The organism is Variovorax sp. HW608, from assembly GCF_900090195.1.
GTDB lineage: Bacteria > Pseudomonadota > Gammaproteobacteria > Burkholderiales > Burkholderiaceae_C > Variovorax.
On the sequence record NZ_LT607803.1, the window covers coordinates 4,912,637 to 4,925,963 of the forward strand.

The window sequence follows — 13,327 nt, forward strand, 5'->3', positions numbered from 1 at the left end:
CAATCGTAGGCCCCTCCAGGTGCGTCGTGTGCGCCGCGAAGGGGGCAAGTATCATAGCCAACCACATGAGCACAACACCCTCGCGCGCCGAATCCGGCTTCGCCTACAGCCGTTCCTTCTTCGAAAACCTGGTCGACTCGGCCTTGGCCCATGCCAAGAAGCTCGGTGCCACCGACGTCGGCGCCGAGGCGTCCGAAGGCTGCGGCCTGAGCGTGTCGGTGCGCAAGGGCGAGCTCGAGAACGTCGAGCGCAACCGCGACAAGTCGCTGGGCGTGACGGTGTATCTCGGCCATCGGCGCGGCAATGCCAGCACCTCCGACTTTTCGGAGGCGGCGGTCGCACAGACCGTGCAGGCGGCCTACGACATCGCGCGCTTCACGGCCGAGGACCCGGTCAGCGGTTTGCCCGACGAGGAAGACATCGCGAAGGAGCACCAGGACCTCGACCTCTTCCACCCCTGGGACATCACCAGCGAACAGGCTGCCGCGCTCGCGCTCGAATGCGAAGCCGCCGCGCTGACGACGGACAAGCGCATCACCAACAGCGAGGGCGCCGGTGTTTCGGCACAGCAGAGTCACTTCTTCAGCGCCCACACGCGCGGCTTCCGCGGCGGCTATGCGAGTTCGCGTCATTCGATCTCGGTGGCGCCGATTGCCGGCAAGGGCGACGACATGCAGCGCGATGCGTGGTACAGCTCCATGCGTTCCGCCGACGAGCTCGCGAGCCCGCAGGCCGTCGGGCGCTATGCGGCCGAGCGCGCGCTGAGTCGGCTGAAGGCACGCAAGATCAAGACGACGGAATGCCCGGTGCTGTTCGAATCGCCGCTGGCGGCCGGCCTGCTGGGCGGGCTGGTGCAGGCGACCAGCGGCGGGGCGCTCTATCGCCGGAGCACCTTCCTGCTCGATTCGCTCGGCAAGGAGGTGCTGCCGTCGCACATCGACGTGCTGGAGGATCCGCACGTACGCCGCGGCAAGGGCAGCTCGCCCTTCGACGACGAAGGCGTGCTCACCCGGCGGCGCAAGCTGGTCGACGGCGGGCGGCTCGAAGGCTACTTCCTCAGCACCTACTCGGCGCGCAAGCTCGGCATGAAGACCACCGGCAACGCGGGCGGCTCGCACAACCTCACCTTGACCTCGCGGCTCACGCAGGCGGGCGACGACCTCGACGCGATGCTGGCCAAGCTCGGCACCGGCCTCTTCGTGATCGAGCTGATGGGGCAGGGCGTGAACTACGTGACCGGCGACTACTCGCGCGGTGCGAGCGGCTTCTGGGTCGAGAACGGGAAGATCGCCTATCCGGTGCAGGAGATCACCATCGCCGGCAACCTCAAGGACATGCTGCTCGGCATCGAGGCGGTCGGCGCCGACGCCTACAACTACGGTGCCAAGACGACCGGCTCGCTGCTGGTCAACCGCATGAAGGTCGCGGGGGCCTAGCCTCTGAGCGTTTCGCGGACCCTGTTGATGACCCGGACGTAGGGCGCGGCGAAGTTTTCGAGCGGCGCCTCGGCCGTGAGCCAGCTGAAGCTGAAGACGAGGCCGTCTTCCTCCGGGCTGCCTATCGCCACGTGGTCGAAGGTCTCCGGCAGCACCGCCTGCGCGCGCATCAGGAACAGGTGCCAGAGCTGCGGATGCCGGTGCTTGTTGCCTTCCACGCCGGCTTCGCAGTAGCGATCGATGGTGCCCAGGGGCAGCAGCTCGCCGCTGTAGTCGATGCCGGATTCCTCCAGCAGTTCGCGGCGCACCGCGTCTTCCGGGGCTTCGCCGGGCTCGATCGTGCCCTTGGGAAGCTGCATGCTCCGGTCCTCGGGGTGGTGGAAGACCAGCAGACGCCCCCGCTCGTCCACCAGGCAGGCGCAGGCCTTGAGGACCGGGCGCTGCGTCATGCTTCAGGCGCCCGACAGGGCCGCCTTGACGGCGGCGCTGACCTGGCCCATGTCGGCCTTGCCGGCGAGGCGCGTCTTGACGACGCCCATGACCTTGCCCATGTCGCCGGGGCCCTTGGCGCCGAGTTCGGCCACGATGGCGTTCACCTCGACCGCGACTTCTTCGGCGCTCATGCGCTGCGGCAGGTAGACCTCGAGCACCTTGATCTCGGCGGCTTCCTTGTCGGCGAGGTCCATGCGGCCACCTTGGGTGAAGGCGGCGACCGAGTCCTTGCGCTGCTTCACCAGCTTGTCGAGCACGCCGACGATGGCGGCGTCATCGAGTTCGATGCGCTCGTCGACCTCCTTCTGCTTCATGGCGGCGAGCAGCAGGCGGATGGTGCCCAGGCGCTCGGAGTCCTTGGCGCGCATCGCGGTCTTCATGTCTTCGGTGATCTGGTCCTTGAGGCTCATGGCGGGCTTTCTGTCTGTCTGGCGGAAAACAAAAAGCCGCGGCAGGCAGTCCTGGCGCGGCTCGGGGAAGGAGCTGAAGCTGAACCGGGCGCTGGCACCGGGCCAGCGCGGCGGGCGATCAGTACAGCTTCTTGGGGAGCTGCATGCTGCGCACGCGCTTGTAGTGACGCTTGACGGCGGCGGCCTTCTTGCGCTTGCGCTCGGCGGTCGGCTTTTCGTAGAACTCGCGGGCACGCAGGTCGGTCAGCAGGCCGAGCTTTTCGATGGTGCGCTTGAAGCGGCGCAGCGCGACGTCGAAGGGCTCGTTTTCTTTTACGCGGATGGTGGTCATTGAGTTGAATCGGTTGAATTTGGCTCGGGCAAGATCGGCACCCAAGCCGGGGTTCCTCAACTGAAAAATGGGTGCGGCCGTTGAGGGAAGGCCAAAGTTAGCCCGGCATTATAGCGCGAGCTTTGCTCTTGAGCGCCAGCGCGTCTGCGCAGGCATATGCGCTCGCCCAGGCCCACTGGAAGTTGTAACCCCCGAGCCAGCCGGTGACGTCGACCACCTCGCCGATGAAATAGAGGCCCGGCTGCTTCGATTCCATGGTCTGCGAGGACAGGTCGCGCGTATCGACGCCGCCGGCGGTGACCTCGGCCTTCTTGTAGCCCTCGGTGCCGCTGGGCGTGATCTGCCAGCGCGCGATGCGCTCCGCCAGGGCCGCCAGCGCCCGGTCGGCGGCTTCGTTGATCGGCCGCTGCAGGGCCGCATCCTGTCCGACCCAGGCGTCGGCGAGCCGCGACGGCACCAAGGCGGCGAGCTCGTTGGCGATGCGCTTGCGCGACTGGCGCTTGGCCTCGCCGAGCGCTTCGGCGACGTCGGTGCCCGGGGCGAAATCGATGGTGAGCGGCGCGCCGGGCCGCCAGTAGCTCGAAATCTGCAGCACCGCCGGGCCGGAAAGCCCGCGGTGCGTGAAGAGCAGGTCCTCGAGGAAGTGCATGCGCTCCTTCTTGCTGCCGGTCTCGATCTGCACCGGCAGCGAAAGCCCGGCCAGTCCGGCATAGGGCTCCCAGGCTTCGCCGCCGAAGGTCAGCGGCACCAATGCCGGGCGCGGCGTCACCACGCGCAGCCCGAACTGCTCGGCCATCCGGTAGCCGAAATCGCTCGCGCCGATCTGCGGGATCGAAAGACCGCCGGTTGCGATGACCAGTTGGGGCGCGCACACCGTGCCGCGGGCGGTTTCGACCCGGTAGCCGCCGCCGTCGGACCAGCCGATCGCCCCCGCGGCGCAAGGCTGCCAGTGCTCGACGCCCCCCGCGCGGCATTCGGCCAGCAGCATGTCGATGATCTGCTGCGAAGAGCCGTCGCAGAAGAGCTGCCCCTTGTGCTTCTCGTGGTAGGCGATGCCGTGCCGCTGCACCATGTCGATGAACTGCTGCGGCGCATAGCGCGCCAGCGCCGAGCGGCAGAAATGCGGGTTGTCGCCGATGAAGTGCCGTTGCGGCGCGCGCACGTCCAGGTCGCGGTTGGTGAAGTTCGCGCGCCCGCCGCCGGAGATCCGGATCTTCTCGGCGATGCGCTCGCTGTGATCGAGCAGTAGGACCTTGACCCCGCGCTGCCCGGCCTGCGCGGCACAGAACAGCCCCGCGGCTCCGGCGCCGATGACGATGGCGTCGAACGACCTCGAACCGTCCGCCATCAGGTGCCGAAACGGGTGACCGACACCCCCGCTGCTGCCAGGCCCTGCAGCACGTCACCGACGACGATCACCGACGGACTGCCGAGGCCGGCGGCCGCGAGGTCGGTGCGCAGGCACGACAGCGTGCTCGTGATGTGCCGCTGGTGCGGCAGGCTCGCATGCTGGATCACCGCCACCGGCGTGTCGCCGGGCAGCCCGTGGAGCAGTTCGTTCTGGATGTGCGCGACGCCCGAGACGCCCATGTAGATCACCAGCGTCAGCCGCGCATCGCGCGCGGTGGCGGCGAGCTGGCGCCAGTCGGTCGGGTTCTCGGCGGCCGAGTGGCCGGTCTTGGCATGGCCGGTGACGAACACCACGCCCTGCGCGTGGTCGCGGTGCGTCAGCGGCACGCCGAGCGCGGTCACTGCCGCGAGACCCGCGGTGATGCCGTTGACCACCGCGCATTCGATGCCGGCTGCGCGCAGATGCTCGACCTCTTCGCCGCCGCGGCCGAAGATGAAGGGATCGCCGCCCTTCAGGCGGACCACGGTTTCGCCTTCCTGCACCGCGGTGATCATGAGCCGCTCGATGAAGGCCTGCGGCGTGCTGCGGCAGCCGCCGCGCTTGCCCACGTGGACGATGCGCGCGTCGGGCCGTGCGTAGGCCAGGATCTCGTGGTTGACCAGGTCGTCGACCAGCAGCACCGTCGCCGCCTGGATCGCCCGGACGGCCTTGATCGTGAGCAGCTCCGGATCGCCGGGGCCGGCGCCGACCAGGGTGCAACTGCCTTGGGTGGGGGATGTCTTCATTGGGTCTCCGTCTCTTGCGGCTGTGTCTCTAGCGCCCGCTGCGCGAGCTGGACGATCTGCGCCACCTGCAGCGCGATGGCGTCTGGCATGGGCGTTTCGCCGGACAACACGCGCCGCGTGTAGTCCACCGTGGTGTCGATGTCGATCTCTTTCGGCAGGCCGGGCACTTCGCTTTGCGTGCCGGGCTGCTGCTCCTGCAGCGCGACGTGCCGCCCGTGCACGAAGCCGTCGATCTGGGCGGTACGGCGCGGATCGGCCGCGCTCTCGCCCTCGAGACCGCGCGAGAGCAGGGCGGTCATGCCCATCAGCTCGAAGGTCGCGGCCATCGACCGGGCGTATTCGGGATGGGTGTAGCTGCCGACCACCACGCATTCGCCCGCCGTCGGCTGCATCAGCTTGACCACGCTGTGGCCGGGGTTGCGCAGGCCGACCACGCGCCGCACGTCGAGCAGGCGCTTGAGCCCGGGCGAGAGCAGCTCGGTCGGTGCGAACACGACTTCGCCACCGGCGATCGCGCGGATGGCCGTGAGCGCGGGCACGCCGAGCCTGGCGAGCACGTTGGACGCCAGCACGCGCGCCGATTCGGTCGCCGCGCCGTGCACCAGCACCGGCAGCCCTTCGCGCGCCAGCAGCAGCGCGAGCAGCGGTGTCAGCACCGGCAGGCGGCGCGCGCCGTTGTAGCTCGGCAGAACGACCAGGGGCCGATCGGTGGCGGGAAAGCGGTTCAGCCGCGCATGCGTCGCGTCGAGAAAGCCCGCAAGCTCCTCCGGCGTCTCGCCCTTGATGCGCATCGCGAGGCAGAAGGCGCCGATCTCGAGATCGGTCACGGTGCCGTCCAGCACCTGGCCGAACAGATCGCACGCCTGCTCGCGGTCGAGCGGCTTGGCGCCGCGTGCGCCGCGGCCGATTTCCTTGATGTAGTGGCTGATTCCCATGGGTGTGGGGATTGTCCCGCAAGGCTTATGCCGCAAAGCGGGCGTCCTTATGCCCCGCCCCGCAGGAAGGTCTGTGCCCGCGAGGGCAGCATGGCCGTTCATGACACCACCGCGACGGCCGGCGGCGCGCCGGCGCGCACCATGCGCTTGAGCTCGGGCACGCAGGAGCCGCAGTTGGTGCCGCACTTGAGCGAACCCTGGAGCGCGGCGAGCCGTTCTTCGTCCGATCCGCCCGCTGCAGCGAGCTGCCCGGCGATCGCCGTCTCGGTCACGCCGAAGCAGCTGCAGATGATCTTGCCCTTGGAAGCCACGTTGCCGGGCGCCGCCGCGCCGGGCCGCAGGAGCTGGCGGCCATAGGACTGGGCCGGCAGGCGGTCCTGCAGCAGGGCCTTGATCCACGCTTCGGCGCGCGTGTCGCCGCCGAGCAGGAAGCCTTCGAGGTAGGCATCGGTGCCGCTGCGCACCAGTCGGACCGTGCGGCGCTGGCCGCGCCGGACGTCGGCATAGCGCAGGGTGTCGGGCCCGCCGAGCGCCAGCAGCTTCTCGATCTGCGCGAGCAGCGCATCCGGCGGCGCTTCGTAGGCGGCCGCGCGGAACAGGACGCCGGTGCGTTCCTGGCCGTCGCCTCCGAGCGCCGCGCCGCTGCCGAAGGGCACGCAGCTCGCGAAGGGAAAGGACCGCATCAGCTCGCGCAGCAGGGCCGCGACCTCCAGCGCGCTGGCCTGCGGCAGCCATGCGGCGGCGAGCAGCGACCACGGCAGCTCGGCCTTGAGGATCTTCACCGCGGCGTGCTTGAGCTCCGGCTGCTTCGAATCGGGGCAGTAGCTCGATGTGGTCAGCGCATTGACGCCCGCGAGCGGCGTGCCGGTGCTCGACGAGCCGCTCAGGTACTCGCCGCCCCAGTGCATCGCGATGAACGCCTGGCTCAGTCCGACCTCGGTGCTGCCGGCGGCCGGCACCACGATCGAGCCGCGCCGCGAGGTGACGTGCACCAGATCGCCCTCGGCGATCTGGCGGCGTGCCATGTCCTGAGGATGCATCTGCAGCGTGGGCTCCGCCGCGTGGCCGAACAGGCGGCCGAGCGTGCCGGTGCGGCTCATGCCGTGCCACTGGTCGCGCAGCCGCCCGGTGTTGAGCGAGAACGGATAGCGCGCTTCGCGTGCCTCGGCCACCGGCTTGTACGGCGTGTCGACGAAGCGCGCGCGGCCGTCCGGCGTCGGGAAGATGCCGTCTTCGTAGAGCCGCGCGCGGCCCTCGGTCTCGCCGCGGCGCAGCGGCCATTGCTGCGGCCCGGCTTCGAGCATCGCGTAGCTCATGCCGGTGATGTCGAGGTCACGGCCCTCGGTGGTTTCGCGGTGCTCGTTCCAGACCGATTCCGGCGAGTCGTACGGAAACAGCGTCTGCGTGCGGCCGAGGCGCTCTTCCAGCCGCCGCGCGAAGTCCGCGCCGATCACCCAGTCGTTGCGCGCTTCGCCGGGCGCGCAGACGGCGGGCCGCACGCGCGAGATGCGCCGCTCGCTGTTGGTGACGGTCCCGTCCTTCTCGCCCCAGGTGGTGGCGGGCAGCAGCAGGTCGGCGAAGGCGCAGGTCGCGGTGGTCGAGAAGGCCTCCTGCACCACCACGAACTCGCAGCGTTCGAGCGCGCGGCGCACGGTGGCCTGGTCGGGCATCGACTGCGCCGGGTTGGTGCAGGCGATCCACAGTGCACGGATCTCGCCGTCGGCGGCGGCCTGGAACATCTCGACCGCGGTCTTGCCGGGCTTCCCGGGCACGTCGGCCACGCCCCAGAAGGCAGCGACTTCGGCGCGATGCTGCGGATTCGCGAGATCGCGATGCGCCGACAGCAGGTTCGCGAGGCCGCCGACTTCGCGGCCGCCCATCGCATTCGGCTGGCCGGTCAGCGAGAAGGGCCCGGCGCCGGGCTTGCCGATCTGCGCGGTCGCGAGGTGCAGGTTGATCAGCGCCGCGTTCTTGAGCGTGCCCGACGACGACTGGTTGAGGCCCTGGCAATAGAGGCTCAGCGTCGCGGGAGAAGTCGCGAACAGGCGCGCCGCTTCGAGCAGGTCCTCCTTCGAGATCCCGCACACCTGCGCGACGCGGTCCGGCGTGCAGTCGCGCACCGTGGCCTTGAGCGCATCGAAGCCATTCGTGTGCTCGGCGATGTAGCGCGCATCGGTCCAGCCTTCCCACAGCATCAGGTGCAGCATGCCGTTGAACAGCATCACGTCGGTGCCCGGCTGGATCGGCAGGAACAGGTCGGCGATCTCCACCGTGTCGGTGCGGCGCGGATCGGCGACGATGATCTTCATCGCCGGATTGGCCGCCTTGGCGTCCTCGATGCGACGAAAGAGGATCGGATGCGCCCACGCGGTGTTGCTGCCCGTGATGAAGAGGCACTGTGCGTGCTTCAGGTCGTCGTAGCAGGCGGGCGGCGCATCGGCGCCCAGCGTCTTCTTGTAGCCGGCCACCGCGCTGCTCATGCACAGGCGCGAGTTGGTGTCGATGTTGTTGGTGCCGACGAGGCCCTTGGCGAGCTTGTTGAAGACGTAGTAGTCCTCGGTCAGCAACTGGCCGGACACATAGAAGCCGACCGCATCCGGCCCGTGGTCGTGGATGACCTGCGCGAACTTCTCCACCGCCAGGTCCAGCGCGCCATCCCAGCCGATCGGCTCCGGCATCGAGCCGCGCGTGGCGCGCTGCATGGGCCGCAAAAGGCGCGTCTGCATCGTGACCGCGGCGCTCGCCGTCAGGTGCAGCGTCGAGCCCTTGGTGCACAACCGGCCGAAGTTGGCGGGGTGCTCGGGATCGCCGCGCACGCCGGTGATCTGCGCGCCATCGGATTCGATGATCACGCCACAGCCCACACCACAGTATGGGCAGGTCGAGCGTGTTTGCTTCATGGGGCGGTCCTCAGACTTCGATGGTGCGTTGCGGGCCGGCGACCGGCTTTTGGAGATCGATCGCGTGCGATTCGAGCTCTTGCGCATCCAGGTGCACCACGCCGTCCTCCACCTTCACCGCGAAGCGCGGCGTGCAGCCTTCGTCGGGCGCCTTCGCGCAGCCGTCGTCCAGGCCGATCGACCAGTTGTGCAGCGGGCAGGCGACGCTGGTGCCGAAGACGATCCCCTGGCTCAGCGGTCCGCCCTTGTGCGGGCAGCGGTCGAGCAGCGCGAAGACCTCGTCCGCGGAATTGCGGAACACCGCGACGTCGACGCCCACCGGCCGGCTCACGCGCCGCGCGCCGAGCACCGGGATATCGTCGACGCGGCAGATCACTTTCCATTCACTCATCGTGCTTCCTTTCGGGCCGTTTCGAGCCGCTTCAGGCCGGTTGTGCGGCGGGGTTCGTCGCGGCGACGGCCGCGACCGGCTGGAACTGGCGCACGTCGACCGAAGCCTCGGCCGACGCGAACCACGGATCGGGCTCGCCGTCGAGCGCGAACTGGAGCCGCTCCCAGAGCGCCTTGCGCCCTTGCGCGTCCTCGAGGATCTTCTTCTTCACATGGTCGAGGCCGACGCGGCCGATGTAGTGCACCGTGCGCTCCAGGTACCAGCCTTCCTCGCGGTAGAGCTGCAGGAAGGCGCCGGCATACTCCATGACTTCCTCGGCCGTCTTCGCCTTCACGAGGAACTGCGCGACCTCGGTCTTGATGCCGCCGTTGCCGCCGACGTAGATCTCCCAGCCGGAGTCGACGCCGATCACGCCCACGTCCTTGATGCCGGCCTCGGCGCAGTTGCGCGGGCAGCCCGACACCGCGAGCTTGACCTTGTGCGGCGAGTACATCGCCCACAGCGCGCGCTCGAGGTCCTTGCCCATCTGCGTCGAATCCTGCGTGCCGAAGCGGCACCACTCGCTGCCCACGCAGGTCTTCACCGTGCGCAGCGACTTGGCGTAGGCAAAGCCCGAGGGCATGCCGATGTCGCGCCAGACGTTCTCCAGGTCTTCCTTCTTGACGCCCAGCAGGTCGATGCGCTGGCCGCCGGTGACCTTGACGGTCGGGATCTTGTACTTGTCGACCGCGTCCGCGATGCGGCGCAGCTCGTCGGGCGTGGTGTGGCCGCCCCACATGCGCGGGATCACCGAATAGGTGCCGTCCTTCTGGATGTTCGCGTGGCTGCGCTCGTTGATGAAGCGGCTCTGCGGATCGTCCTTCGCCTCCTTGGGCCAGGTCGAGATCAGGTAGTAGTTGACCGCGGGCCGGCAGCTCGAGCAGCCGTTGGGCGTGCGCCAGCCGAGGTTGCGGTAGACCTCGTCGTGCGTGAGGTAGTGCTCCTTGCGGATCGCGTCGCGCACGTCCTGGTGGCTCACGTCGGTGCAGCCGCACAGGGCCTTCTTCTTCGGCGCGGCGGAGTAGTCGCCGCCGGCGGTGAACATCAGGATCTGCTCGACGAGGCCGGTGCATGAGCCGCACGAGGCGCTGGCCTTGGTGTGCTTCTTCACCTCCTCGAGCGTGAACAGGCCCTTTTCCTTGATCGCCTTGCAGATGGTGCCCTTGCTGACGCCGTTGCAGCCGCAGACTTCGGCGTCGTCCGGCATCGAGGCCGCCTTGCTGTGGCCTTCGTGGCCGGTGTCGCCGATGTTCGATTCGCCGAACATCAGCTTGTCGCGGATGTCGTGCACGCTGCGGCCGTCGCGCAGCAGCTTGAAATACCAGCTGCCGTCGACCGTGTCGCCGTAGAGGCAGGCGCCGACCAGCTTGTCGTCCTTGAGCACGAGCTTCTTGTAGACGCCGCCGAAGGGGTCGCTCATCACGATCTCCTCGGTGCCTTCGCCGCCCATGAACTCGCCGGCCGAGAACAGGTCGATGCCTGTGACCTTGAGCTTGGTCGAGGTGAGCGAGCCCTGGTAGCGGCCGATTCCGAAATGCGCCAGGTGGTTCGCCGCCACCTTGGCCTGCTCGAACAGCGGCGCGACCAGCCCGTAGGCGATGCCGCGATGCGCGGCGCATTCGCCGACCGAGTAGACGCGTGGGTCGGTCACGGTCTGCATCGTGTCGGTGACGACGATGCCGCGGTTCACGTGCAGGTGCATCTTCTCGGCCAGCTCGGTGTTGGGGCGGATGCCGACCGCCATCACCACCAGATCGGCCGCGATCTCGGTGCCGTCCTTGAAGCGGATCGCCTTCACGCGGCCGTCTGCGCCGCCGACCAGCTCCTGCGTCTGCGCGCCGATCAGGAACGTGAGGCCTCGGTCTTCCAGCGACTTCTGGAGCATCTTGCCCGCGACGTCGTCGAGCTGGCGCTCCATCAGCCAGGGCATGACGTGCACCACGGTGACGTTCATGCCGCGCAGCATCAGCCCGTTGGCCGCTTCGAGGCCCAGCAGGCCGCCGCCGATGACCACCGCGTTCTTGTGCGTGCGCGCGGTCTCGATCATGTAGTCGGTGTCGGCGATGTCGCGGTAGGCGATCACGCCCTTGAGGTCCTTGCCCGGCACCGGCAGCATGAAGGGGTTGGAGCCGGTGCACATCAGCAGGCGGTCGTAGGCGGCCTCGGTGCCGTCCTCGGCGCGCACGATGCGCTTCACGCGATCCACCTCCACCACCTTCTTGCCGGCGTGCAGGGTGATGTCGTTCTCGGCGTACCACTCCCAGCTGTTGAGGACGATCTCGTCGATCGTCTGCTCGCCCGCGAGCACCGGCGACAGCAGGATCCGGTTGTAGTTGGGATGCGGCTCGGCGCCGAACACGGTGATGTCGTAGAGCTCGGGCTCGATCTTGAGCAGCTCTTCGATCGTGCGCACGCCGGCCATGCCGTTGCCGATCATCACGAGTTTCATCTTCTTCATGGGGCTCAACCTTTCTGAATCAAGCAATCGGGTGCCCGCGGCGCGCATGGAGAATCGCGCCATGAGTTTCGAAGTGGACATCGGCTACAGCAGCGAGCGCGGACCGCGCGACGTCAACGAGGACTTCGCGGGCGCGGTGCGTGCGCCGAAGGGCGAGGAGGCGCGCGGGCTGATCGCCGCCATTGCGGACGGCGTGTCGACCGGCGGCCGGGGCCTGGAGGCCGCGCAGACCACGGTGATGGGCCTTCTGGGCGACTACTTCGCAACGCCCGACACCTGGGAGCCGACCGCGGCGCTCGACCGCCTGATCGGCGCGCAGAACGCCTGGCTGGCCGACCACAACCGCCGTCGCCAGGGAGGCGGTACGGCGCTCACCACGCTCACCGCACTGGTGCTGCAGGGGCAGAGCTACACGCTCGCACACGTCGGCGACACCCGCGCCTGGCGCGTGCGCCAGGACGGCGAACCCGCCGCGCCGCTGACGCAGGACCATGCCTTCGACCATCCCGACCTGCGCAGTCGCCTGACGCGCGCCATCGGCCTCGACGACCAGGTGCGCGTCGATTACGTGCAGGGCGACGTGCGTGTCGGCGACTGCTTCGTGCTGAGTTCCGACGGCGTGCATGGCGTGCTCAAGCCGCAGCATTTCGCCGCGCTCGCGCTGCAGGGGAGTGCGGCCGAAGCCAGCGACGCCCTGGTGCGCGCTGCGCTCGCCGCCGGCACGCGCGACAACGCGACCGCGCTGGTGATCCGCGTCACCGGGCTGGACGCGCGCCAGCTCGACGACGAACTCGGCGACGTGCGCCGGCTCGCTCCGCCGCCGGTGCTGAAGGTGGGCGACACCATCGACGGCTACGTCGTCACCGCGGTGGTCGCCGACACCGGCGTCCATCTGCTCTACCAGGCGCGCCATCCGGCCACGCGCGAGCTGGTCGCGCTCAAGACGCTGCATCCCAGCCGTGCCAGCGATCCGCAGGAGCGCGCCATGCTCGCGCATGAAGCCTGGCTGGCGCTTCGCGTCGGCACGCGGGCCGACAGCGGTTTCGTGCGGGTGCACGAGCGCGCGCCCGATGCGAGCGCGCTCTACACCGTCTTCGACTGGCACGGCGGGCGAACGCTGGAGCAGATCCGCAAGACCCGTCCGCGCGGCGCCGTCGCCGAAGTCGTCGCCGCGGCGATCGAGGTCGCCCGCGCGCTGGGCCGCCTGCACCGTCATGGTGTGGTGCACCGCGACATCAAGCCCGGGAACCTGCATCTCGGCGATGACGGCCGCTGGCGCATCCTCGACCTGGGCGTGGCGCTTTCCGGGCGGGAAGGCCGGGCGCAGCGCGAGCTGCATGCCGGTACGCCGAGCTACATCAATCCCGAGCAGTGGGAAGGTGAGGGCGCCGATGCGGCGAGCGACCTGTTCGCGCTCGGCGTCACGCTCTACCAGTGGCTCGCCGGGCGCCTGCCTTATGGCGAGATCGAGCCCTACCAGTCGGCGCGCTACCGGCGCGATCCGGCCGCCCTGTCGCGCATCCGCCCCGATGTGCCGATCTGGCTCGACCATCTGGTCTGCAAGGCGGTCGCGCGCGATCCGCGCCAGCGCTTCGAGACGGCCGAGGAGATGCTGCTCGCGCTCGAGCGCGGCGCCGCGAGACCGGTCAGCGCGCCGAGCGCCACGCCGTTGATCCACCGCGATCCGGCCGCGCTCTACAAGATCGCGCTCGCCATCTCGGTGCTGCTCAACGCGCTGCTCGCCTTCTGGCTGCTGTTCCTGCCGAAGTGAGCCCGCGTGCGCCGTGACGTTCAGGATG

11 protein-coding genes are annotated in these 13,327 nt (G+C 69.1%); 2 read left to right on the top strand and 9 right to left on the bottom strand.

Annotation, left to right across the window (positions count from 1 at the left end; translation table 11 throughout):
* The first annotated feature begins 65 nt into the window (after nt 1-65).
* A complete protein-coding gene (gene pmbA, locus VAR608DRAFT_RS23270) occupies nt 66-1,436 on the top strand; it encodes a metalloprotease PmbA (RefSeq protein WP_088956219.1) in 1,371 nt (456 codons plus the stop codon).
* Here pmbA and VAR608DRAFT_RS23275 read toward each other — a convergent pair.
* From VAR608DRAFT_RS23275 to nirB, 9 genes are all read right to left on the bottom strand, one after another.
* Nucleotides 1,433-1,885 carry an NUDIX domain-containing protein gene (locus VAR608DRAFT_RS23275; RefSeq protein WP_088956220.1) on the bottom strand — a complete coding sequence of 151 codons (453 nt, stop codon included), beginning with the start codon at nt 1,883-1,885 and terminating at the stop codon, nt 1,433-1,435. The two genes, pmbA and VAR608DRAFT_RS23275, sit on opposite strands and share 4 nt — an antisense overlap.
* 3 nt (nt 1,886-1,888) lie before the next feature.
* Entirely contained in the window at nt 1,889-2,338 is a 450-nt protein-coding gene (locus tag VAR608DRAFT_RS23280; RefSeq protein WP_088956221.1) for a GatB/YqeY domain-containing protein, read from the bottom strand.
* Nucleotides 2,339-2,456: 118 nt separating this feature from the next.
* Entirely contained in the window at nt 2,457-2,669 is a 213-nt protein-coding gene (gene rpsU / locus VAR608DRAFT_RS23285) for a 30S ribosomal protein S21 (RefSeq protein ID WP_007833691.1), read from the bottom strand.
* A gap of 97 nt (nt 2,670-2,766) precedes the next feature.
* Entirely contained in the window at nt 2,767-4,017 is a 1,251-nt protein-coding gene (locus VAR608DRAFT_RS23290) for an NAD(P)/FAD-dependent oxidoreductase (protein WP_088956222.1), read from the bottom strand.
* Nucleotides 4,017-4,805, bottom strand: a complete 789-nt coding sequence (gene cobA / locus VAR608DRAFT_RS23295; RefSeq protein ID WP_088956223.1) for a uroporphyrinogen-III C-methyltransferase — start codon at nt 4,803-4,805, stop codon at nt 4,017-4,019. The genes VAR608DRAFT_RS23290 and cobA overlap by 1 nt, the downstream gene beginning before the upstream one ends.
* The gene (gene ybiB / locus VAR608DRAFT_RS23300; RefSeq protein ID WP_088956224.1) at nt 4,802-5,740 is read right to left on the bottom strand and encodes a DNA-binding protein YbiB; all 939 of its coding nucleotides are present in this window, start codon (nt 5,738-5,740) and stop codon (nt 4,802-4,804) included. Before ybiB ends, cobA begins: the two co-directional genes overlap by 4 nt.
* A 98-nt stretch (nt 5,741-5,838) precedes the next feature.
* The gene (locus tag VAR608DRAFT_RS23305; protein ID WP_088956225.1) at nt 5,839-8,640 is read right to left on the bottom strand and encodes a nitrate reductase; all 2,802 of its coding nucleotides are present in this window, start codon (nt 8,638-8,640) and stop codon (nt 5,839-5,841) included.
* 10 nt (nt 8,641-8,650) lie between these two features.
* Nucleotides 8,651-9,031, bottom strand: coding sequence for a nitrite reductase small subunit NirD (nirD, locus tag VAR608DRAFT_RS23310; RefSeq protein WP_088956226.1), 381 nt, complete (start codon nt 9,029-9,031; stop codon nt 8,651-8,653).
* A 31-nt stretch (nt 9,032-9,062) separates the two neighbouring features.
* On the bottom strand, nt 9,063-11,528 hold the full coding sequence (gene nirB / locus VAR608DRAFT_RS23315; RefSeq protein ID WP_088956227.1) for a nitrite reductase large subunit NirB: 2,466 nt from the start codon (nt 11,526-11,528) through the stop codon (nt 9,063-9,065).
* A 61-nt stretch (nt 11,529-11,589) separates the two neighbouring features.
* On the opposite strand from nirB, the gene VAR608DRAFT_RS23320 reads away from it, so the two are divergent.
* Complete coding sequence (locus tag VAR608DRAFT_RS23320; RefSeq protein ID WP_088958934.1) at nt 11,590-13,299, top strand: bifunctional protein-serine/threonine kinase/phosphatase; 1,710 nt, start codon at nt 11,590-11,592, stop codon at nt 13,297-13,299.
* The last annotated feature ends 28 nt before the right edge of the window (nt 13,300-13,327 follow it).

Excerpts from the sequence above, each read along its gene's own strand:
- pmbA (WP_088956219.1), top strand. The coding sequence starts at position 66 with ATGAGCACAACACCCTCGCGCGCCGAATCCGGCTTCGCCTACAGCCGT.
- VAR608DRAFT_RS23275 (WP_088956220.1), bottom strand. The coding sequence starts at position 1,885 with ATGACGCAGCGCCCGGTCCTCAAGGCCTGCGCCTGCCTGGTGGACGAG.
- VAR608DRAFT_RS23280 (WP_088956221.1), bottom strand. The coding sequence starts at position 2,338 with ATGAGCCTCAAGGACCAGATCACCGAAGACATGAAGACCGCGATGCGC.
- rpsU (WP_007833691.1), bottom strand. The coding sequence starts at position 2,669 with ATGACCACCATCCGCGTAAAAGAAAACGAGCCCTTCGACGTCGCGCTG.
- VAR608DRAFT_RS23290 (WP_088956222.1), bottom strand. The coding sequence starts at position 4,017 with ATGGCGGACGGTTCGAGGTCGTTCGACGCCATCGTCATCGGCGCCGGA.
- cobA (WP_088956223.1), bottom strand. The coding sequence starts at position 4,805 with ATGAAGACATCCCCCACCCAAGGCAGTTGCACCCTGGTCGGCGCCGGC.
- ybiB (WP_088956224.1), bottom strand. The coding sequence starts at position 5,740 with ATGGGAATCAGCCACTACATCAAGGAAATCGGCCGCGGCGCACGCGGC.
- VAR608DRAFT_RS23305 (WP_088956225.1), bottom strand. The coding sequence starts at position 8,640 with ATGAAGCAAACACGCTCGACCTGCCCATACTGTGGTGTGGGCTGTGGC.
- nirD (WP_088956226.1), bottom strand. The coding sequence starts at position 9,031 with ATGAGTGAATGGAAAGTGATCTGCCGCGTCGACGATATCCCGGTGCTC.
- nirB (WP_088956227.1), bottom strand. The coding sequence starts at position 11,528 with ATGAAGAAGATGAAACTCGTGATGATCGGCAACGGCATGGCCGGCGTG.
- VAR608DRAFT_RS23320 (WP_088958934.1), top strand. The coding sequence starts at position 11,590 with ATGAGTTTCGAAGTGGACATCGGCTACAGCAGCGAGCGCGGACCGCGC.